The following is a 19,672-nucleotide window of genomic DNA, read 5'->3' as shown; positions in this document are numbered from 1 at the left end:
GTATGACGGCATAAAGGTAGCAATTTCCGAACCAGAGTGCCGAACAAGTGTTTTAAAAGCTTCGACGGCTGGCAACGGAATGCGATGGTGCGCGGGGATGAGCGTACATCAAAAGATGCACCGGGATGGAGCGTGCGTTGTTTGGGAAACACTATGGGGTGAGCAATTATTTGTGGCGAGGGGATTTATCCCCGTTGGGCTGCGCAGCAGCCCCAACAGTCAGTCGCCTCGGAGTGTCAGGTTGTTCATCTCAGGCTTTTTGGGGGCCGCTTCGCAGCCCAGCGGGGATAAATCCCCTCGCCACAAAGAGCGTACCGCGCTATTTCAGCAGGTCCTGAAGCGTTGCCAAGGTATCTGCCTCTTCGACGGTTTTATCCTGGCGCCAGCGCAACATCCGTGGAAAACGCACCGCGATCCCGCTCTTGTGGCGATTGGACAGGGCGATGCCTTCGAAACCCAGTTCGAACACCAGGGTGGGCGTGACGCTGCTCACCGGGCCGAACTTCTCCACGGTGGTCTTGCGCACGATGCTGTCGACCTGGCGCATTTCTGCATCGGTCAGCCCTGAATAAGCCTTGGCAAACGGCACCAGCGTGCGCTCGCGACTGTCCGGCGGGTTGTCCCATACGGCGAAGGTGTAGTCGCTGTACAGGCTGGCGCGCCGGCCGTGGCCGCGCTGGGCGTAGATCAGCACCGCGTCGACGCTGAAGGGGTCGATCTTCCATTTCCACCACACGCCCATGTCCTTGGTGCGACCGACGCCGTATAGCGCGTTGCGAGCCTTGAGCATCATGCCCTCGACACCGAGGCGGCGAGAGGCTTCACGTTGCCGGGCGAGGTCGAACCAGTCCTGGCCGGTGACCGTCGGCGATGGCAACAACACCGGGCTGTGAACACGGGCGATCAGCGCTTCCAGCCGTTCGCGGCGCTCGGCCTGGGGGCGGCTGCGCCAGTCCTCGCCTTGCCATTCCAGCAGGTCGTAGGCCATCACCACTACCGGGGCATCCTCGAGGATTTTCTTGCCCAGGGTCTTGCGACCGATGCGCTGTTGCAACAGGGCGAAGGGTTGCACCGCCGGCTGCAACGGCGCGTCCGGGTCGAAGGCGTCCCCGGTCACCGGTCGGGCGGTTTTCCACACCACGATTTCGCCATCGATCACGGTACCGTCGGGCAGTACCTGCGCCAGGGCGTGCAGTTCGGGGAAGCGCTCGGTCACCAGTTCTTCGCCTCGAGACCAGACCCATAAATGGCCATCGCGCTTGATCACCTGGGAACGGATGCCGTCCCATTTCCATTCCACCTGCCAGTCGTTGGCCGGTCCCAGCAGGGTGTCGAATTGCTCCACTGGGGCAGACAGGGCATGGGCCAGGAAAAACGGATAAGGCTGGCCGCCGCGCTGGGCATGTTCATCGGCGGATTCGGCCGCGATCAGCTTGAGGTAACTGGCGGCCGTCGGACGATGGGACAGGTCGGTGTAGCCCACCAGGCGTTGGGCCACCCGCTTGCTGTCCAGGTTGGCCATGCCGGCCAGGGCCCGGGTTACCAGCAGTTTTGACACGCCGACGCGAAAGCTGCCGGTAATGAGCTTGATGCACAGCATCAGGCTCGGCCGATCGAGTTGCGCCCACAGCGCCGGGAGCTGTTCAGCCAGGATTTCGGGCGACTCACCGCGCAACGGCAGCAGCTTCTCTTCGATCCACAGCGCCAGGCCTTCATCGGAGCTATGGGGCGATTCGGGTAATACCAGCGAAATGGTTTCGGCCAGGTCGCCCACGGCCTGATAACTTTCCTCGAACAGCCAGAGCGACAACCCGGATACCTGGACCGCCAACTCCCGCAGGATTTTTACCGGCACCAGTTGCCGTGGTCGCCCGCCGGACAGGAAGTACACGGCCCACGCCGCGTCCTGAGGCGAGGCCTTGGTGAAATAGGCTTGCATGGCGGCAAGCTTGGCATTGCTTGAGGTGGTGGCGTCCAGTTCGGCGTACAGCTCGGCGAAGGCTTTCATGACGCCTCCTCACCGCTGTCGGTGGCCGTGGCGAGGTCTTCTTCATCGTCACCGTATTCGGTACTGAACCCCTGGGCGTCGAGGCCTTGCTCGCAGAGATGGCGCACCAGCACGCTTACCGAGCCGTGCGTGACCATCACCCGCTCGGCGCCGGTCTGTTCGATGGCCCAGAGCAGGCCAGGCCAGTCGGCGTGGTCGGACAGCACAAAACCCCGGTCCACGCCGCGCCGCCGCCGCGTACCGCGCAGGCGCATCCAGCCGCTGGCGAAGGCGTCGCTGTAGTCGCCGAAGCGGCGCATCCAGCTGCTGCCACCGGCAGAGGGCGGGGCGATGACCAGCGCCCGGCCCATGATCGGGTCGTTCTTGTTGATGTCGCTGGCATAAATTGTCGGCGGCAGGTGAACACCGGCCTCGCGGTAGACCCGGTTCAGTGGCTCCACCGCCCCATGGGCCAGGATCGGGCCGAGGCTTTCATCGATGCCGTGAAGAATCCGCTGGGCCTTGCCGAAGGAATAGCAGAACAACACGCTGGCTCGGCCGGCGGCGATGTTCCCGCGCCACCACTGGTTGATCTCTTCGAAGATCTGCGCCTGGGGCTGCCAGCGGTAGATTGGCAGGCCGAAGGTCGATTCAGTGATGAAGGTATGGCATTTCACCGGCTCGAACGGGGTGCAGGTGCCGTCAGGCTCGACTTTGTAATCCCCCGACGCCACCCAGACCTCGCCTTGATATTCCAGCCGCACCTGGGCCGAGCCCAGCACATGGCCGGCGGGGTGAAAGCTCAAGGTCACGCCATGATGCGACAGGCGTTCGCCGTAGGGCAGGGTTTGCAGGTTGATGTCCTGGCCCAGGCGTGAACGCAGAATGCCTTCGCCGGGTGCCGCTGCCAGGTAGTGTTGGTTGCCGCTGCGGGCATGGTCGCCGTGGGCGTGGGTGATGACCGAACGTTCCACCGCACGCCACGGGTCGATGTAGAAATCCCCGGGCGGACAGTACAAGCCTTCGGGGCGGGCAATGACAAGATCCATGCAGTCACCGGAGCGATGGGCTTGTCAGGTAGAGGCGAGGGTAAGGGGAGAAGTTCTATCGGATTTTCGGGGGGCAGGATCGGGTGATGGGATGGACAAATGTGGCGAGGAAATCTAGCAAAACGTCGCCCCGCCCCGCTGGCCTGTGGGACTGTAGGAGCTGACGAGTGCAACGAGGCTGCGATCTTTCCCCTGACGCTTGAATCTCAAGCGAAAGATCAAAAGATCGTCCGAACGCGGCCCGAGCCTTCGGCAGCTCCTACAGGGCAATGAACAGCCTGCTGTTATTTGCCAGGCACCAGGGTCAACCGCGACTTGCCATAGCCCCGATCGAAATTCTGCGATTGCAACGGCAGGCTCTGGTACTGCCCCTTGATCCATGGATCGATGCCATTGGCGTAGTTCGGGCTGACCGGGTTGCCGGACTGTCCGGCACCATCCTGGATCATCAACGGTTCAGGCTGGCCGAAGTCGATGATAAAGCGCATGGCTGGCGCCAGGGTGGTGTTGAAGTCCTGCCCCCCAGCGAACGCTGCGGTGTTGAGCGTGCTGGCGTCGCCACCGGCCGGCAGCGGGCCGCGTACGATCTGGCTGTTGCTGTTCTTCCACGCGTAGCGATGCAACTGGCCCCACTGCCAAGCCTTGCGATCACCGCCCAACTGGCTTTCACCGGCGCTGATGGTGGCGGCCAGGCTGCGGGCGAGGATGACGGCCTTGTCTTCTTTCTGAGGTGTGCGCACATCGTCCCAGAACGGGCTGTCTTCACGCCCCAGCAGATGATCGGCCTGGGCCGAGTAGGACAATTGGCCGTTGGCGACCAGCGCCTTCCACGCCGGGCTGCTGTCCGGGCCCAGTTCGTCGAGGAAAATCTGCTTCATGCTTTCCTGCAGGAACAGCTCATAGATCGCCGCGTCGGCGGAGGTCGGGCTGAGCCGGCCATCAAATGCCATCAAGCGAGTGTAGGCCTCGCGGGCCTTGGCCCGGTCAGCCACCGGCAGGGCTTCGATCGCCTGTTTGAGCGGCTGGGCCATGCCCGGTGCTTCGAAGACTTTCTTGAGCTTGGCCGCGAACGTCGTGCCTTGGTCATATTGCATGGCGGTCAGGCTGCGAGTGTCGTGCTTGCCCGCGCCGGCCAGCTCGGCCATGCGTTCGCCACGCTCCGGTGCGGCCCACGAGTTGGACAGCTGCATGCCATAGCCGTGTGGGATGACCCGTTGGTTGGCCGTGCCAAGCCAGCCCTGGGCCGGGTCCTGATCATAAGGGTGCAGCATCGGGTCGGCGTAACCGTCCCAATCGTAGCGACCGTCCCAACCCGGCGACGGCAACAGGCCTTCGCCTTCGCGGCGGTTTGGATAGCGACCGGTGACTTGCCAGCCGATATGGCTGGCGTCGGCAAATACCAGGTTCACCGCCATGGCGCGGATTTCCCGGCTGGCGTCGGAGGCTTTCTCGACGGTCTGCGCCCGGGACAGGTCGAAGAAGGCATCCAAAGTCTTGTCGTCGCTCAAGCTCGGCGTCTGCAAGGCCAGGCCAAAGCCGTTGGCCATGGCCGGGCCCTGGGCGCTGTTGAGCAGCGGGCCGTGACGGGTCTCGAACACCGCTTCACGAATCGGCCGCTGGCCTTTGATGAAATAGGTTTCGTTGCGCACGATCGCTGGCTGCCATTTGCCGTTGACCTCATAGGACAGGCTGTTGCCCTGGCGGCGGATTTTTTCCAGGAACAGGTCCTGGTTGTCCCCCAGTACGCTGGTCATGCTCCAGGCCACTTTGCCGTTGAACCCGGCCAGGATCATCGGGATCCCCGCCACGGAAATCCCGGCCGCCTGGTACTTGGGCGCGCGGATCTGTACGGGGCTCCACAGCCCCGGCATGCCCAGCGGCCCATGGCTGTCGCTGGCCAACAGGCTCTTGCCGCTGCGGCTGCGTTGCGGCGCGATGGCCAAGTTACTCGAAGACGCAGCGCTCAAAAGGTTCAGCTCGGCCAACTGGCTGGTGGCCTTGCTGATCTCGTTCAGGCCCGGAATCTGGCCATTGAGTCGCAAGCCCTGGAGTTTGTCGGCCTCGGCCATGGGCAGTGGTTCGTCTGGATAGGACGGGCTCAGCCAGGCGAGTTTGTCATTGGTGACGGTCTGGGCCAGTACCAGGCTGGCGATTTCTTCCGGCAGGTTGGCTGACTGGCTGAAATTCAGCAGGCAGAACATCAGCGCCGAGTCTTCCGGTTTCCAGTATTCGGGTTTGTAGCCGGTGGCGGCCAGGTCCGACGGCAACTTGTCGCGGTAGCGGAACAGGTAGGCGTTGACGCCGCGGGCATAGACTTCGAAGAAGCGCTTGAGCCGTGGCGAAGACGCCTTGTACAGCTCGTCGGCGTTTTTCTTCAGGTTGACGGCGCGCATGTAGCGGTCGACGTCCAGCCGTTCGGCGCCGGACATCTCTGCCAGCCGCCCCTGGGCCAGCAGGCGCAGGGTCACCATCTGGGTGATGCGATCGCTGGCGTGGACGTAGCCGAGGGTGAACAGGGCGTCATGGAAGCTGTTGCTTTCGATCAGCGGCATGCCCGTGGCATTGCGCCGGACCGAGACGTTCTGCGCCAGCCCCTTGAGCGGTTGCACACCGGAAGTCGGTGGGACAGTGTCCTGGGCATTCCAGGTCTGGCATCCGCTCAAGCCGAGCACACTGGCCACTGCGGCGGCAACGCCGAGCCGGGGGATAAGGGAAATAGAGGCTGGCGAGGCCATGGCAAAGCTCCTGCGGGAGGGGGGTGGCACCAATAAAGGCGCTACGTTAGTGAGCAGGAGGGGGCCGCGCAAGCGGGGCGAGGGTTATTTGTTGGTTTGGCGATGAAACTCCGGGGCTGGGGCATCGCTTTTGCTCGAAGGCTTGCCTGTAGGAAGAGGTGATGCTCAAGTGTGGAAGATTCAGTGATCGAGAAGAGAAAACCGGCATGGAGCTACAACACAACGCAGCGCTGATCCTCATCGATCAACAAAAAGGCATCCTTCATCCCAGGCTCGGCCCTCGCAACAATCCCGAGGCAGAGCTGCGCATGCTCGAGCTACTGGCTTTATGGCGACACACGGCACGACCGGTGATTCACGTCCACCACTTGTCCCGCTCGCCGGACTCGGTGTTCTGGCCGGGGCAGTCGGGCGTGGAGGTCCAGCCACGGTTCGAACCGCTGGCGGGGGAAGGGCTGGTGCAGAAACAAGTACCGGATGCGTTCAGTGGCACGCGCCTGGAGGAAGACCTGCGCAGGGCGGGCATCGGGCAACTGGTGATCGTCGGCGTGGCGACGCACAACTCGGTGGAGTCCACGGCGCGTACGGCCGGCAACCTGGGATTCGACACGTGGGTGGTCGAGGATGCCTGCTTTACCTTCGACAAGAGCGATTACTTCGGCAACGCCCGTTCGGCGGCCGACGTGCATGCCATGTCCCTGGGCAACTTGCATGGCGAGTATGCGACGGTGGTTGCTGTGAAGCGGATTTTGCAGGCGGGCTGACAGACAGGTGCTGAATGTGCCGGCCTCATCGCGAGCAGGCTCGCTCCCACATTGATTCTTCGCAAATCTCCTGTGGGAGCGAGCTTGCTCGCGATGACGGTCTAGCAGGCGAAAAGGTTTTTCGCCCGGACCCTCAAGCCCCGTGGCACTTCTTGAATTTCTTGCCATTGCCGCACGGGCAAGGGTCGTTGCGGCCGACATCCTTCAGGGCGTTGCGCACCGGTTCCTGGTGGGCGTGGCCGCAGTTCGGACCGTGGACATGGCCGTGGTCATGATCGTGATGATGGTCGTGATCGTGGTTGCAATCAGGGCCATGGACGTGGGGTTGTTGGGTCATCGGGGTTACTCCGCAATAAAATCGGCGGCGATTATCACGCCATTGCGTTCCAGGTGCACGTAGTGAGCGATGAATAATCCGGTTTCCAGCTCACCTTCCAGACGATAGGGGATCTGTTCCCGGGGTTTCTCCAGCAACTTCACCACCTGCCGCACCTGCGGCCACAGGTTGGTGCGGATCGGCACCTTGAAGTAGGCGCTGTGCCGGGGGCTCACGGTGAACCAGTGTTCATGCTCACCTTCGGTCAGCAACAGGTCGCCCAGGTGGATGCGGTATGTCAGGCCGCGAACGGTCAGGTCGCTGTCGCCGGGGTTATCGACGCGAAAGTGCAGCATGAACTTCTGTTCCAGCAGCCGGGCCCGCACCACCTCGACCTTGACCAGGTGCACCTGTGGTTCAGGGGCTTCTTCACCTTGCCAGGACGCGCAACCGCCGAGCCCGACGAACAGCAGCAGGCAGGTGATGCGCAGCAGGAGTGATGTGGCGGTCATGTCCGAGCCTCTGGTTTACCCCCAGTCTAGCCCCATGGGCCGATGGATGAGTGTCGGACATTTGCGAGATCAACGATTGAAGTAGCCGGCGCAGCACTTTTTGAATTTATGCCCGCTACCGCAAGGGCAGCCGTCGTTGCGGCCGGTCTTGACCGGTACGGTCGGGTCGATGAAGTACCAGCGCCCGCTGTTCTGTACGAAGGAGGACTGCTCGCGGTGGCTGTGCTCGCCCTGGCCGTCGTGCCAGCGTGCCGTGAACGTGACAAAGGCGTGTTCCGGTTGACCACCGAGCACTTCGCTGCTTTCCACTTCCAGCCCCAACCAGGTGCTGTTGGCGCTCCACTCGCTGATCGACTGGCGATCGAGGCCTGGCTGCTGGGCGGGCAGGGTGGTGGCGACCAGGTAATCAACCAGCCCCAGCACATAGGCGCTGTAGCGCGAGCGCATCAAGGCTTCGGCGCAGGGCGCCGGGTGACCGTCGTGGTAGTGGCCGCAGCAGGCGTCCAGTGGGTTTCCACTGCCGCAGGGGCAAATGGGTGTGTGCGGGCTTGTGTTCACGGTTACCACCAGTATTTTCCAAAATTTTCCGGGTTGGCCCAAAAGCGCGAGTTGAGCCAGTCGGGGACCTGTTTGTATTCAAGCAGATCGTAGGTAAACAGGGTCAGGACCTGATCTTCGCGCTGGAATCGCTCGCTGGCTTGCAGGGCCAGGGAAAAAAAGTCCGTCTCTTGCCAGCCGCAGGCGTTGAGGTCTGCCAGCACGGCGATGCGGCTGGCATTGAGATTGCGGATGCCACCCAACAGGTTCAGACCCTCGCGCTTGGGCAAATGCTCCAGGCAATCGAGCGCCAGGGCCAGGTCAAAACGCCGCGCCGCCACCTCCGTCGGCAGTGCGCCGGGGCTGGCGTGGACCACTTCGGTGTCGGGATGGGCCTGCTGGAATGCTTCGAGCGCGGGAAAGCCGCTGGCACCGATCAATAGCAGTTTTTGCGGGGCATAACGGTCAAGCACGGCCGCCAAGGCTTGCTGGGGCGTACGCGCAGAAATGGCAACGGTCATCGAAGTTCCTCAGTCAGAACCACCACGATAGCCTGCCCGGACATCGTGGCCTAGAGCGGTTTGTCCCTGAACGTGCGGAATCTTCGCAAACACGGGGCGAAAACCCGCGATTACTCAGGCTGGCGCAGATTCGAAGACGGGTCTTTACTCCCCTGAATCGGCGACAAGCCGATCCCTCAAGGAGAAAACCGATGAGCATAGTTCGGACAGCGTTACCCCTGGTTCTGCTAACCAGTGTGTTGACTGGTTGCGCAGGTTTGCAGAAAACCGACTGGCCGACCTGTGCCGCCGTCGGCGGTGTGATCGGCGCAGGCTTGGGCGCCACCGAAAGTAGTTCCTGGGCTGGCGGCGGCGCGCTGTTCGTCGGTGGCATGGCGGCGGCTTATTGCTGGGTGCACGGCGATGGCGATGAAGACGGCGATGGCGTGCCGGACAGCCGCGACAAGTGCCCGGGCACACCGAAGGGCGTGCAGGTCGATGCCGACGGTTGCCCACCTCCCGCACCACCGCCAATGGCTGAAGAGCCTCCAGTGGTCAAGGAAGAAACCATCGTGATCCGCGACGTGCACTTTGAGTTCAACAAAGCCACGCTGACCCCAGCCGACAAAGATGTCCTGAGCGGCGTTGCGACCCGGCTGAAACAGGAAACGTCCACCACGCAACTGCGGGTCACCGGCCATACCGACAGTGTCGGCAGCGATGCCTACAACCAACGGTTGTCGGAGAAGCGGGCCAACTCGGTGGTGCAGTACCTGGTCGACAACGGCGTACCGCGTGCCAGTTTTGTCTCGGTGTCCGGCGCCGGTGAGAGCCAGCCGGTGGCCGATAACAAGACCGCCGACGGCCGCGCGATGAACCGTCGCACGGAAATCAAGATAAACCGTTGAAACCCTTGCCATCCGCGGCTTGTGGAGTTGCGGATGCGGGTCTTTACTCCTGTGTGACCGGTATGGGCCGGTGACACAGGAGCCTTCATCATGAACGTTCTAATCAGGGCCGCCTTACCGGTACTGCTGGCGAGCAGTCTGTTGTCCGGTTGCGCCACTCACAGCGACGGCAGCGCACCTCTCAATCAACGCACCTGGCCAATCTGTAGCCTGATCGGCGGCCTGGTCGGTGGCGGGTTGGGGGCCATTGAAAGCAGCGGTTGGGCCGCCGGTGGCGCCGCGTTGGGGCTGCTGGGCGGTGGTTTGATCTGCTACGCCCAGGATGGCGATGAAGACGACGACGGGGTGTTCGACCGCCGCGACCGTTGCCCTGATACACCGGCCAATACCCCTGTCGAACATCACGGTTGCCCGGTGCCGCAATACCCGGCCAGTGCCCCACCTGTGGAGCCTGAAGCACCGGCTAGCGAGGTCATCACCCTCAACGATGCCGGCAAGGTACTGTTCGATTTCGACAAATCCGACCTCACCGCAGAAGCTCGAAGCCAGCTCGATGGGCTGATGGGCAAGCTCAGCCATGCCAATGTCGCCAGCATCCGGGTCGTGGGTCACACCGACAGTGTCGGCAGTGATGCCTATAACCAGGGGCTGTCTGAACGTCGGGCCAGCAGCGTCGTGGAGTATTTGCTGACCCAGGGGCTGGCCCCCGACAAACTCACCAGCGAAGGCAAAGGCGAAAGCGAGCCGGTGGCCGACAATGAGACCGACGAAGGACGGGCGCAGAACCGTCGGGTCGAGCTGCATATCCAGCGTTGAAGCGCGGGCCAGGGCTACCGGGTCGTCGGGAAGGCGAGCCGGGGCTCAGGTTAGATTAAATTTGCCTGACCCTCTGGCTTATCCTGCGCGCAAGCCGTTACTGTGCGCGCAAAGAATAATTCCCGATCAGGGGGGCATATGAAGGTGTTTTGGGGGCTGGGGCGCTTGCTGACCCTGTTGTTCTGGCTGGTGGTGCTGGTCAATCTGGTCGTGCCGTTCGTCCATCCGCTGCATCTGCTGGTCAACGTCGCCGGCGCGTTTTTGCTGGTGCTCCATGTGCTGGAACTGCTGTTGTTCAGGGCCAGTTTCCGTGGCCGCCCCGCGCCAGGTCGTGATCGCCTCAGAGTGCTGCTGTTCGGTATCTTCCATTTGCAAACCCTCCCGACCGCGCCAGAGGCTTCCCATGCGTAAATTGTGTCTGCTCGCCGCACTCGTATGCCCGTGGGCTTCGGCCCAGGTGGTCCAGGTCGAAAGCCATTCGTTGATGCGCCTGCCCAACACCACCAGCACCCTGGCCCTCGAGCGACTGGACGTGGCCGACTACGGCACGCTGCTGGTGCCTTCCAATGTCACTGAACTGACCATCGATCAATTGCACCTGGGACGTGAGGCGCGGATCGCCATCGTGCCGGCGCAGCAGGTATTGGAAATGAAAGTGGCCCAGGCTGAGCTGGCCGAGGGCAGCCAGATCACTTCACGCGGCGCACCGGGTACCTATACCAAGGCCGCGCGGCCTGGGCGCGATCTCAACCTGCGTTTCAATGCCTTGAATGCGCCGCTGTTGTCGGTGGATGCCCGCGGTGGTACCGGTGCGCCGGGTTTCGTCGGTCTTGACGGCGCCAATGGCCAGGCGCCGGGTTGCACCTGGGGTTCGGCCGGTCGCGGGGCCGACGGCAGCAATGGCAGCGATGGCCAGCCGGGTGCGGCCGGTGCGCTGGTACGCCTTGAACTGCCCCGCGCCTATCCTGCCGAGCAGATCAAAGTGACGGTGGACGGCGGTGCCGGTGGCGCGGCGGGGCACGGCGGCAAACCCGGGGCGGGAGGCAAGGCCAAGGGCTGCCTGGTCTATACCGCTGACGGCGGCAAAAGCGGTCGTCCTGGCGCTGACGGTCAGCCTGGGCCTGCCGGAGCGGCTGGGGTGGTAACGGTGCAGCGGTTCTGAAGAAAAACCTGATCTGAACCTGTGGGAGCGAGCTTGCTCGCGATAGTGGTATGTCAGTCACATAAGGCTGACTGATCCACCGCTATCGCGAGCAAGCTCGCTCCCACAGGGTCTTGTACAATCTTTTCAGAACATCGGTCGCGCCGCGCCAATCGCCACCACCAGCAAGCCGATCAACAGGTTGATCCCCACCAACCGCCGAATCTTCCCCAGCACCGCCGCACCCGCCGGCCAGTCCTGCGCCGTCACGGCGCTACGCAATGCCGGCAGCTGCAGGCCTTGGATGCGGATAAACAGCGCTGTCATCACCACGTACAACCCCATCATCACCTGCACGTACCGCGGCGCGGTTTCGAAACCGGCGAAGCGCACATGGATCAGGCCTACACCGCTGATCGGTAAAAGCACCACGGCGACCCAGACCCAGACGAAAAAACGCTGAAACACTTCTACCCACAGCTTGAGCCGGGCAGGGCCCTCAAGCGCCGTCATTGCGGCGGGGCGCAGGATCATCCAGGCGAAGAACATGCCGCCGACCCAGACCAGGGCCGCCAGTAAATGCAGGGTGTAGACGAGGGCAAAGGGTGTCATTGGGTTACTCCGTTCTGCGCAGGATTCATTAGCGGGGTATGATAGCCGCCGATCCGAACCACTGAAAATTTATCCAGCGTTTTTAGCGCCCGACCATACATGATCAGCACCGAACTCAAAACCACGATCCAGGGCGCCTATTCGCGTTTTCTCGAAGCCAAGAGCCTCAAGCCGCGATATGGCCAGCGCCTGATGATTGCCGAAGTGGCAAAAGTCCTGGGTGACATCGACACCGACGACGAAGGTCGGCGCAGTGGCGAGCCCGCTATCGTGGCGGTGGAGGCCGGCACCGGTACCGGCAAGACCGTGGCCTACAGCCTGGCGGCGATTCCCACTGCCAAGGCCGCCGGCAAACGCCTGGTGATCGCCACGGCCACCGTCGCCCTGCAGGAGCAGATCGTCTACAAGGACCTGCCCGACCTGATGCGCAATAGCGGGCTGAATTTCACGTTCGCGCTGGCCAAGGGCCGTGGGCGCTACATGTGCCTTTCCAAGCTCGACATGTTGCTCCAGGAAGGCCACGCGCAGACCGCCACGGCCCAGTTGTTCGAAGAAGAAGGCTTCAAGATTGAAGTCGATGAGGCCAGCCAGAAGCTGTTCACCAGCATGATCGAGAAGCTGGCCGGCAATAAATGGGACGGCGACCGCGACAGCTGGTCCACGGCCCTGGAAGACGCCGACTGGTCCCGCCTGACCACCGATCATAGCCAGTGCACCAACCGGCATTGCCCGAACTTCGGCCAGTGCGCCTTCTACAAGGCTCGCGAAGGCATGGGCAAGGTCGACGTCATCGTCACCAACCACGACATGGTGCTGGCCGACCTGGCCCTGGGCGGTGGTGCGGTGCTGCCGGACCCGCGCGACACGATCTACGTGTTCGACGAAGGTCACCACCTGCCGGACAAGGCCATCGGCCATTTCGCCCATTACACCCGGCTGCGCTCCACCGCCGACTGGCTGGAAACCACTGCCAAGAACCTCACCAAACTGTTGGCCCAGCATCCATTGCCGGGCGACCTGGGCAAGTTCATCGAGCAAGTGCCGGAGCTGGCGCGGGAAATCAAGACGAACCAGCAGTTCATGTTCACCGCTTGCGAGCAGGTGGCCGACTTCAAGCCCGGCGAAGACGTCGAGGGCCGCGAGCGGCCACGCCATCGGTTTGTCGGCGGGGTGATCCCCGAGCACATGCGCGAAATGGGCATCGAGCTCAAGAAAGGTTTCGCACGCCTGACCGACCTGTTCACGCGCCTGACCGACCTGCTCAAGGAAGGCATGGATGGCGAGGTCAACATCGGAATCGCCAGCAACCAGGCCGAGGAGTGGTACCCGCTGTTTGGCAGCCTGTTGTCCCGCTCACAAGGCAACTGGGAACTGTGGACGGCCTTCACCGCCGAAGACCCGGAAGACAACCCGCCAATGGCGCGGTGGCTGACCCTGGCCGAAAGCGGTTCGCTGTTCGATATAGAGGTCAATGCCAGCCCGATCCTGGCGGCGGAAATGCTGCGTCGCAACCTGTGGAACGTGGCCTATGGCGCGCTGGTGACGTCCGCCACGCTGACCGCCCTGGGCACGTTCGACCGCTTCCGCATGCGCGCCGGCCTGCCGAAGAAAGCCGTGACCGCCGTGGTCCCGAGCCCCTTCCACCACGCCGACGCCGGCGTGCTGCGGGTGCCGGACCTCAAGGCCGATCCGCGGGATGCCGCTGCCCACACGGCGGCGATCATCCGCGACCTGCCGGAACTGGTGGAAGGCTCACGGGGCACCCTGGTGCTGTTTTCCTCGCGCAAACAGATGCAGGACGTGTTCGATGGCCTTGACCGTGACTGGCGCAAGCAGGTGTTCATCCAGGGCAACCTGTCGAAGCAGGAAACCCTGAACAAACACAAGGCGCGGGTCGATGGTGGGGATTCCAGCGTGCTGTTCGGCCTGGCGAGTTTTGCCGAAGGCGTGGACTTGCCCGGTGCCTATTGCGAGCACGTGGTGATTGCCAAGATTCCGTTCTCGGTCCCCGATGACCCGGTGGAAGCCGCGCTGGCCGAGTGGATCGAAGCCCGAGGCGGCAACCCGTTCATGGAAATTTCCGTACCGGACGCTTCGCTGAAGCTGGTCCAGGCGTGTGGCCGCCTGCTGCGCACCGAGGAAGACCGCGGCACCATCACCTTGCTCGACCGCAGGCTGGTAACCCAGCGCTATGGCAAGGCGATCCTCAACGCGCTGCCGCCGTTTCGGCGGGAGATTTCCTGAGGCTGCTGCGATTTCACGGTGAAGCAATGTATTTGTGGGAGCAAGGCTGCCCGCGATGAAGGCACCTGAGTTTCAGAAAGACCTCGCGGGCCTCATCGCGGGCAAGCCTTGCTCCCACAGGTTCTTCTTGCCTCGGTGGGCATGCTTAGCCAGCCGTCTTGCGACGGTTCCCAAAAACCCTAATGGCTGAAACAATGCCTGCCACCTTAAAAGTGTTTGTTTCAAGGGAGTTACGGGTGCAGATTCAAGGCCATTATGAACTTCAGTTCGAGGCGGTGCGTGAAGCGTTCGCGGCGCTGTTCGATAATCCCCAGGAGCGCGGCGCGGCGTTGTGCATCCAGGTGGGTGGTCGCACGGTAATCGATCTGTGGGCCGGTACCGCCGACAAGGATGGCCATGAAGCCTGGCACAGCGACACCATCGCCAACCTGTTTTCCTGCACCAAGACCTTCACCGCCGTCACCGCCCTGCAACTGGTGGCCGAAGGCAAGTTGCAGCTGGATGCCCCGGTAGCCCGCTATTGGCCCGAGTTTGCCGCCGCCGGCAAGCAATCCATTACCCTGCGTCAGTTGCTCTGCCATCAGGCCGGGCTGCCGGCGCTGCGTGAATTGCTGCCGCCCGAAGCGCTTTATGACTGGCAAGCCATGGTCGATGCCCTGGCCGCCGAAGCACCTTGGTGGACGCCGGGCGAGGGTCACGGTTATGCCGCGATCACCTATGGCTGGCTGATCGGCGAGCTGCTGCGAAGGGCTGATGGGCGTGGTCCGGGTGAGTCCATCGTGGCCCGTGTGGCCAAGCCGTTGGGCCTGGATTTTCATGTTGGCCTGGCCGACGAGGAGTTTCATCGCGTGGCCCACATCGCCCGCGGCAAAGGTAACGTCGGCGATGCCGCGGCCCAACGCCTGCTGCAGGTGACGATGCGCGAGCCCACGGCCATGACCACCCGGGCCTTCACCAACCCGCCGTCGATCATGACCAGTACCAACAAATCGGAGTGGCGGCGCATGCAGCAACCGGCGGCCAACGGCCACGGTAACGCCCGTAGCCTGGCCGGGTTCTATGCGGGGCTGCTGGATGGCAGCCTGCTGGAAGGTGAAATGCTCGATGAACTGACTCGCCAGCACAGCTTCGGCGAGGATAAGACTTTGTTGACCCAGACCCGTTTCGGCCTGGGTTGCATGCTCGACCAGCCGGATGTGCCGAATGCGACCTACGGCCTCGGCCCACGGGCGTTCGGTCATCCGGGGGCCGGGGGCTCCTTGGGTTTTGCCGACCCGGAACATGATGTGGCTTTTGGCTTCGTGACCAACACGCTCGGGCCTTACGTATTGATGGACCCGCGCGCGCAGAACCTTGCGAAGGTACTTGCCACTTGTCTATAAAACGCCATTGAAGGCGGCGGGCACCGGAACCTCGGGGCCTTTTCAGTTTCCAAGCGACTGTTTATGCGGCCAAAACATGGCCTTTATTTTCCATTTACATCATTTTGTGGATATCCAATGTCATCGAATAAAACCCTCGCTCTGGCGCTGTGCTTCGCTATCACCGGTTGCGCACAAACCCCACAAAATGATGCCGAAGGCGGCAGTAGCTGGTGGTCGTTCGGCTCTTCCGACAAGGTCGTGGCCAAGGACACGGCGCCAGCGGCGCCTCTGAAACCGGCCGCCGTCGCACCGCAAGCCAAGGCGGAGAGCGCCACCCACTGGTGGTGGCCGTTCTCTTCCGATGATGCTGCCGACGTTGCGAAGAAAGATGACGTCAAGCCCCAGGACAAGCCTGAAGCCAAGGCGCCGGCCGTTGCCAAGGCCGAAGCCGAAAGCAACGGCAAGTGGTGGTGGCCGTTTGGCGGCAAGGATCAGGAAACCGCCAAGGCGGTGCCGATGCCCGATCCGAAAGTCACCCAGGCCTGGCTCGACGACTACGAGCCGAAGCTGCGCACGGCTATCCAGGACAGCAAGCTCCAACTCGAGCGCCGCGACAACGTGCTGGTGGTCACCGCGCCCGTGGACGGCTCCTTCAACCCGGACCGTCCGGCCATGCTGCTGCCCGTGACCCTAGGGCCGTTCACCCGCGTGGCGAAGATCCTTGAAGCCGACCCCAAGACCGCCGTGCTGATCCTCGGCCACGCCGACACCTCGGGCGCCGCACCTGCGAACCTGAAGCTCAGCCAGGAGCGTGCCCAGTCCGTGGCGGCGATTTTCCGTCTCAGCGGTCTGCAACGTGATCGCCTGATGCTGCGCGGCATGGGCGCAGTGGCGCCACGTGCGGCCAACGACAGTGTGGAAGGGCGTGCCTTGAACCGTCGCGTGGAACTGCTGGTCACGCCGGCCAACACCATGGTTGCGCTGCTGAGTAAATACAACATGCCAGCCCCCGCACCAGTGACGCTGGTGGCGGCCCAGGACGTGAAGCCCGTGGCCCCGGCCCCAGCGCCTGCGGCGAAAAAAGCCGTGACCCCGACCAGCAAAAAAGCACCGGCCAAAAAAGCCGTGGCCAAGGCACCTGCCAAGAAAGCCCCTGCCAAGGCCACTACCCCGGCGAAGAAAACCCAACCGGCCAAAGCCGCCACCGATACCAAGAAAGTCGCGGCCGCCGATACCCCCAAGCAGTGATGGGCTAACCACAAGGAACGCGCCATGACCCAACCGCTGGCTGATATGCGCCGCGACTACACCCGCGATGGCTTGACCGAGGCGCAAGCTCCGGCCGAGCCGTTTGCACTGTTCCACCAATGGTTCGCCGACGCGGTGAAAACCGAACAGGCCCCGGTGGAGGCCAACGCCATGACCTTGGCGACGGTGGATGCAGAAGGGCGCCCGCATTGCCGGATCCTGCTGCTCAAGGGCCTGGATGCCCTGGGTTTCACGTTCTTCACCAACTACGACAGCGCCAAGGGCCAGCAATTGGCCGCGAATCCATTCGCGGCCATGACGTTTTTCTGGCCGGCCCTGGAGCGCCAGGTGCGCATCGAGGGCAAAGTGGTGAAGGTCACCGCGCAGGAGTCGGACGCGTATTATCAGGTTCGCCCGCTAGGCAGCCGCCTCGGCGCCTGGGCTTCACCCCAGAGCCGAGTGATTTCAGGGCGCGCTGAGCTGGACGACTTGCTCAAGGCCACCGAACAACGCTTCAGCGACAGCCAACCGCACTGCCCGGAACATTGGGGCGGTTATCGTTTGCTGCCCGAGCGCATCGAGTTCTGGCAGGGGCGTCCGAGCCGCCTGCACGATCGCCTCAACTACCGCCTGCAAGGGGCGAACTGGACGCGCGAGCGTCTGGCGCCTTAACTTTCTGGGTAACCTGCCGCAGCGGTTTTAAGCCATTGCGGCAAGTCCCGGCGCTTGACCCCTTGCTCCCGGGCGCGGGCCAATTGTTGCAGCATGTAGGTCTTTTTCTGCTCATCCTGCCCCGCCAGGGACAGCGCCAGGTCGCGGTCCATCCAGCGTTTGATTCGTACGTACAGCCACCAGTGGAAGTACAAACCGGCCACGGTGACCGCGACGATGATGAAATAATCCATGAAAATCCCCGGGTTGATGACGCAGGTTTCGGAAATTGGCGCTACTGTTTGGTGAATTTTTCGGGTGCGCCTGTATCCCACCTGAATGAAAACAATTTTATCCCGGCGAGGCCGTGACAGGCGTCAAGCTGCGGAGTTTAATGAATCCCTGTCTTTTGGAGTTGATGCTATGCGTAAGTCTGTTTTGCTGGTTGCTTCCTTTTCCACGATGGCGATGTTGCTCACTGGCTGTCAGTCGAGCCTGACCGGTGACTCCTACTCCCGTGACGAAGCGCGTCGCGTGCAGACGATTCGCATGGGGACCATCGAGTCCTTGCGCCCTGTGAAGATCGAAGGCACCAAGACCCCGATCGGCGGTGCGGCCGGTGCGGTGGTCGGTGGTGTCGGTGGCAGTGCCATCGGTGGTGGCCGTGGCAGCATCGTCGCCGCTGTGATTGGCGCGGTAGCTGGTGGCCTGATTGGTTCTGCGACTGAGGAAGGCCTGACCCGTACCCAGGGTGTGGAAATCACCGTTCGTGAAGATGACGGTAGCATGCGCGCCTATGTGCAGCAGGTTCAGGAGAACGAGGTGTTCCGTGTGGGTGAGCGGGTTCGTATCTCCACTGTGGATGGTACGAGTCGCGTATCGCACTAAGCTTGAGTCGGTAAGAGAAAACGGCGCTTATTCCGGGAATGGAAAGCGCCGTTTTTTTATGGGGTTGGATTGGATTGGGTACATATCCGTTACCGCAGAAACGGATATACACACCATTCCTTAACCTCCCATGGCTCTCAAGACGCTAACGCAGAAGCAAGGATCAACCAGGCAATGCAGGCTGCTTGCGACTGGCCGCCGCCGTCACCGCATAACCCAACAACGCCGCCAGTATCGAACCAGTGAGAATCCCCATCCGGTCCATGCCCGCATAGTCGCTGACACCCGGCTCAAACGCGAGGGAGCCAACGAACAGGCTCATGGTGAACCCGATACCGCACAGGATCGCCACCCCCAATACCTGGCCCCAGTTGGCGCCAAGGGGCAGGCTGGCGATGCCGATTTTCACGGCCAGCCAGGTCAGGCCGAAGACGCCGACGGTCTTGCCCAGCAACAGGCCGATGGCAATGCCCATTGGCACATGATGGGTGAAGCTTTCGACGGTGACGCCGCTCAGGGACAAGCCGGCGTTGGCGAAGGCGAACAGCGGCAGGATGCCATAGGCCACCCAGGGATGCAGGGCATGTTCCAGGGTGAGCAGGGGCGAAGTCTCGGCGTTTTTCGTGCGCAGCGGGATGCAGAACGCGAGGGTTACCCCGGCCAGGGTGGCATGGACACCGCTCTTGAGCACGCAGACCCACAGAATCAGGCCCACAACCATGTAGGGCCCGAGCTTGACCACGCCCATCCGGTTCATCGCCACCAGCGCGGCGATGCAGGTTGCCGCCAGTATGAGCGACAGGCTGGACAGGGCGCCGGAGTAAAAGATCGCGATGATGATAATGGCGCCCAGGTCGTCGATGATCGCCAGGGTCATCAGGAACAGCTTGAGCGACACCGGCACCCGCTTGCCCAGCAAGGCCAGCACGCCGAGGGCGAACGCGATGTCGGTGGCCGTCGGAATTGCCCAGCCGGCGAGGGCGGGAGGATTGTCGCGGTTGAGGAACCAGTAGATCAGCGCCGGCACTACCATGCCGCCAATCGCTGCTGCACCGGGCAAGACGATTTGCGACGGTTTCGACAGTTGCCCGCCGAGGACCTCTCGCTTGACTTCGAGGCCGATGAGCAGGAAGAACATCGCCATCAAGCCGTCGTTGATCCACAGCAACAAGGGTTTGGCGATCTTCAACGCGCCGACCTGGGCGACCACCGGCGTGTCCAGCAGACCGTTATACAGCCAGGACAGCGGTGAATTATTGATGGCCAGGGCCAGCAGGGCGGCGGCGATCAGCAGCAGGCCGCTGGCAGCCTCCAGTTGGAAAAAACGTGTCAGAGAATTACGTAGAGCCACGATCGCTCTCCATTCATTGAATCAAAAAGATGGCACACCCTAACCCGTA

General features: G+C 62.6%; 20 protein-coding genes. 10 read left to right on the top strand and 10 right to left on the bottom strand.

Going from position 1 to position 19,672, the window contains the following annotated elements; all coding sequences use genetic code 11:
• Positions 1 to 319: 319 nt before the first annotated feature.
• The 3 genes from AB4O09_RS24470 to AB4O09_RS24460 form a co-directional block, all read right to left on the bottom strand.
• Entirely contained in the window at positions 320 to 2,008 is a 1,689-nt protein-coding gene (locus tag AB4O09_RS24470; protein WP_027912087.1) for an ATP-dependent DNA ligase, read from the bottom strand.
• Positions 2,005 to 3,036, bottom strand: a complete 1,032-nt coding sequence (locus AB4O09_RS24465; protein ID WP_003198413.1) for a ligase-associated DNA damage response exonuclease — start codon at positions 3,034 to 3,036, stop codon at positions 2,005 to 2,007. Before AB4O09_RS24465 ends, AB4O09_RS24470 begins: the two co-directional genes overlap by 4 nt.
• Positions 3,037 to 3,320: 284 nt before the next feature.
• Positions 3,321 to 5,771: a penicillin acylase family protein gene (locus tag AB4O09_RS24460; protein WP_038856013.1), complete on the bottom strand. Its 2,451-nt coding sequence runs from the start codon at positions 5,769 to 5,771 to the stop codon at positions 3,321 to 3,323.
• A 206-nt stretch (positions 5,772 to 5,977) separates the two neighbouring features.
• Here AB4O09_RS24460 and AB4O09_RS24455 point away from each other — a divergent pair, with 206 nt between their 5' ends.
• The gene (locus tag AB4O09_RS24455; RefSeq protein ID WP_003198418.1) at positions 5,978 to 6,535 is read left to right on the top strand and encodes a cysteine hydrolase family protein; all 558 of its coding nucleotides are present in this window, start codon (positions 5,978 to 5,980) and stop codon (positions 6,533 to 6,535) included.
• 133 nt (positions 6,536 to 6,668) lie between these two features.
• Here AB4O09_RS24455 and AB4O09_RS24450 read toward each other — a convergent pair whose 3' ends face one another.
• From AB4O09_RS24450 to AB4O09_RS24435, 4 genes are all read right to left on the bottom strand, one after another.
• On the bottom strand, positions 6,669 to 6,872 hold the full coding sequence (locus tag AB4O09_RS24450; RefSeq protein WP_003198420.1) for an SEC-C metal-binding domain-containing protein: 204 nt from the start codon (positions 6,870 to 6,872) through the stop codon (positions 6,669 to 6,671).
• Between the two features lie 5 nt (positions 6,873 to 6,877).
• A complete protein-coding gene (locus AB4O09_RS24445; RefSeq protein WP_003198422.1) occupies positions 6,878 to 7,363 on the bottom strand; it encodes an LEA/WHy family protein in 486 nt (161 codons plus the stop codon).
• Between the two features lie 69 nt (positions 7,364 to 7,432).
• Complete coding sequence (locus AB4O09_RS24440; RefSeq protein WP_003198424.1) at positions 7,433 to 7,921, bottom strand: YchJ family protein; 489 nt, start codon at positions 7,919 to 7,921, stop codon at positions 7,433 to 7,435.
• Positions 7,922 to 7,923: 2 nt separating this feature from the next.
• Positions 7,924 to 8,421, bottom strand: coding sequence for a DUF6231 family protein (locus tag AB4O09_RS24435; RefSeq protein WP_003198426.1), 498 nt, complete (start codon positions 8,419 to 8,421; stop codon positions 7,924 to 7,926).
• A gap of 191 nt (positions 8,422 to 8,612) precedes the next feature.
• On the opposite strand from AB4O09_RS24435, the gene AB4O09_RS24430 reads away from it, so the two are divergent.
• The 4 genes from AB4O09_RS24430 to AB4O09_RS24415 all read left to right on the top strand — a co-directional run bounded on the left by AB4O09_RS24430 (position 8,613) and on the right by AB4O09_RS24415 (position 11,286).
• On the top strand, positions 8,613 to 9,308 hold the full coding sequence (locus tag AB4O09_RS24430) for an OmpA family protein (protein ID WP_003198428.1): 696 nt from the start codon (positions 8,613 to 8,615) through the stop codon (positions 9,306 to 9,308).
• Positions 9,309 to 9,398: 90 nt separating this feature from the next.
• Entirely contained in the window at positions 9,399 to 10,124 is a 726-nt protein-coding gene (locus tag AB4O09_RS24425) for an OmpA family protein (RefSeq protein WP_003198431.1), read from the top strand.
• Positions 10,125 to 10,262: 138 nt separating this feature from the next.
• Positions 10,263 to 10,535 (top strand): DUF1145 domain-containing protein, encoded by a 273-nt coding sequence (locus AB4O09_RS24420; RefSeq protein ID WP_003198434.1) that lies wholly within the window; start codon positions 10,263 to 10,265, stop codon positions 10,533 to 10,535.
• Positions 10,528 to 11,286: a hypothetical protein gene (locus AB4O09_RS24415; protein ID WP_003198436.1), complete on the top strand. Its 759-nt coding sequence runs from the start codon at positions 10,528 to 10,530 to the stop codon at positions 11,284 to 11,286. Before AB4O09_RS24420 ends, AB4O09_RS24415 begins: the two co-directional genes overlap by 8 nt.
• A 126-nt stretch (positions 11,287 to 11,412) precedes the next feature.
• Here AB4O09_RS24415 and AB4O09_RS24410 read toward each other — a convergent pair whose 3' ends face one another.
• A complete protein-coding gene (locus tag AB4O09_RS24410; protein ID WP_003198438.1) occupies positions 11,413 to 11,877 on the bottom strand; it encodes a CopD family protein in 465 nt (154 codons plus the stop codon).
• Between the two features lie 99 nt (positions 11,878 to 11,976).
• On the opposite strand from AB4O09_RS24410, the gene dinG reads away from it, so the two are divergent.
• The 4 genes from dinG (at position 11,977) to pdxH (ending at position 17,405) form a co-directional block, all read left to right on the top strand.
• Positions 11,977 to 14,121, top strand: a complete 2,145-nt coding sequence (gene dinG, locus AB4O09_RS24405) for an ATP-dependent DNA helicase DinG (protein WP_003198440.1) — start codon at positions 11,977 to 11,979, stop codon at positions 14,119 to 14,121.
• 236 nt (positions 14,122 to 14,357) lie between these two features.
• Positions 14,358 to 15,503, top strand: a complete 1,146-nt coding sequence (locus AB4O09_RS24400; protein ID WP_003198442.1) for an EstA family serine hydrolase — start codon at positions 14,358 to 14,360, stop codon at positions 15,501 to 15,503.
• A gap of 117 nt (positions 15,504 to 15,620) precedes the next feature.
• Positions 15,621 to 16,733 (top strand): OmpA family protein, encoded by a 1,113-nt coding sequence (locus AB4O09_RS24395; RefSeq protein WP_003198444.1) that lies wholly within the window; start codon positions 15,621 to 15,623, stop codon positions 16,731 to 16,733.
• Positions 16,734 to 16,757: 24 nt separating this feature from the next.
• Complete coding sequence (gene pdxH, locus AB4O09_RS24390) at positions 16,758 to 17,405, top strand: pyridoxamine 5'-phosphate oxidase (protein ID WP_003198446.1); 648 nt, start codon at positions 16,758 to 16,760, stop codon at positions 17,403 to 17,405.
• Here the strand turns inward: pdxH and AB4O09_RS24385 are convergent.
• The gene (locus tag AB4O09_RS24385; protein ID WP_003198448.1) at positions 17,402 to 17,638 is read right to left on the bottom strand and encodes a hypothetical protein; all 237 of its coding nucleotides are present in this window, start codon (positions 17,636 to 17,638) and stop codon (positions 17,402 to 17,404) included. The two genes, pdxH and AB4O09_RS24385, sit on opposite strands and share 4 nt — an antisense overlap.
• Before the next feature lie 169 nt (positions 17,639 to 17,807).
• Here AB4O09_RS24385 and AB4O09_RS24380 point away from each other — a divergent pair, with 169 nt between their 5' ends.
• A complete protein-coding gene (locus tag AB4O09_RS24380) occupies positions 17,808 to 18,272 on the top strand; it encodes an outer membrane lipoprotein (protein ID WP_003184697.1) in 465 nt (154 codons plus the stop codon).
• A gap of 163 nt (positions 18,273 to 18,435) precedes the next feature.
• Here the strand turns inward: AB4O09_RS24380 and nhaA are convergent, their stop codons facing one another.
• On the bottom strand, positions 18,436 to 19,623 hold the full coding sequence (gene nhaA, locus AB4O09_RS24375) for a Na+/H+ antiporter NhaA (RefSeq protein ID WP_003198454.1): 1,188 nt from the start codon (positions 19,621 to 19,623) through the stop codon (positions 18,436 to 18,438).
• Between the last annotated feature and the right edge of the window lie 49 nt (positions 19,624 to 19,672).

It is taken from the genome of Pseudomonas sp. H1_F01 (assembly GCF_054681425.1).
The sequence above is the reverse complement of the archived record's forward strand: the minus strand, read 5'-3'. Positions and strand labels throughout refer to the sequence as shown.

Coding starts and splice junctions, on each gene's coding strand:
- AB4O09_RS24410 (WP_003198438.1), bottom strand. CDS start 11,877: ATGACACCCTTTGCCCTCGTCTACACCCTGCATTTACTGGCGGCCCTG.
- AB4O09_RS24460 (WP_038856013.1), bottom strand. CDS start 5,771: ATGGCCTCGCCAGCCTCTATTTCCCTTATCCCCCGGCTCGGCGTTGCC.
- AB4O09_RS24435 (WP_003198426.1), bottom strand. CDS start 8,421: ATGACCGTTGCCATTTCTGCGCGTACGCCCCAGCAAGCCTTGGCGGCC.
- AB4O09_RS24470 (WP_027912087.1), bottom strand. CDS start 2,008: ATGAAAGCCTTCGCCGAGCTGTACGCCGAACTGGACGCCACCACCTCA.
- AB4O09_RS24385 (WP_003198448.1), bottom strand. CDS start 17,638: ATGGATTATTTCATCATCGTCGCGGTCACCGTGGCCGGTTTGTACTTC.
- AB4O09_RS24395 (WP_003198444.1), top strand. CDS start 15,621: ATGTCATCGAATAAAACCCTCGCTCTGGCGCTGTGCTTCGCTATCACC.
- AB4O09_RS24465 (WP_003198413.1), bottom strand. CDS start 3,036: ATGGATCTTGTCATTGCCCGCCCCGAAGGCTTGTACTGTCCGCCCGGG.
- AB4O09_RS24445 (WP_003198422.1), bottom strand. CDS start 7,363: ATGACCGCCACATCACTCCTGCTGCGCATCACCTGCCTGCTGCTGTTC.
- AB4O09_RS24450 (WP_003198420.1), bottom strand. CDS start 6,872: ATGACCCAACAACCCCACGTCCATGGCCCTGATTGCAACCACGATCAC.
- AB4O09_RS24415 (WP_003198436.1), top strand. CDS start 10,528: ATGCGTAAATTGTGTCTGCTCGCCGCACTCGTATGCCCGTGGGCTTCG.
- AB4O09_RS24380 (WP_003184697.1), top strand. CDS start 17,808: ATGCGTAAGTCTGTTTTGCTGGTTGCTTCCTTTTCCACGATGGCGATG.
- AB4O09_RS24430 (WP_003198428.1), top strand. CDS start 8,613: ATGAGCATAGTTCGGACAGCGTTACCCCTGGTTCTGCTAACCAGTGTG.
- dinG (WP_003198440.1), top strand. CDS start 11,977: ATGATCAGCACCGAACTCAAAACCACGATCCAGGGCGCCTATTCGCGT.
- pdxH (WP_003198446.1), top strand. CDS start 16,758: ATGACCCAACCGCTGGCTGATATGCGCCGCGACTACACCCGCGATGGC.
- AB4O09_RS24425 (WP_003198431.1), top strand. CDS start 9,399: ATGAACGTTCTAATCAGGGCCGCCTTACCGGTACTGCTGGCGAGCAGT.
- AB4O09_RS24420 (WP_003198434.1), top strand. CDS start 10,263: ATGAAGGTGTTTTGGGGGCTGGGGCGCTTGCTGACCCTGTTGTTCTGG.
- AB4O09_RS24455 (WP_003198418.1), top strand. CDS start 5,978: ATGGAGCTACAACACAACGCAGCGCTGATCCTCATCGATCAACAAAAA.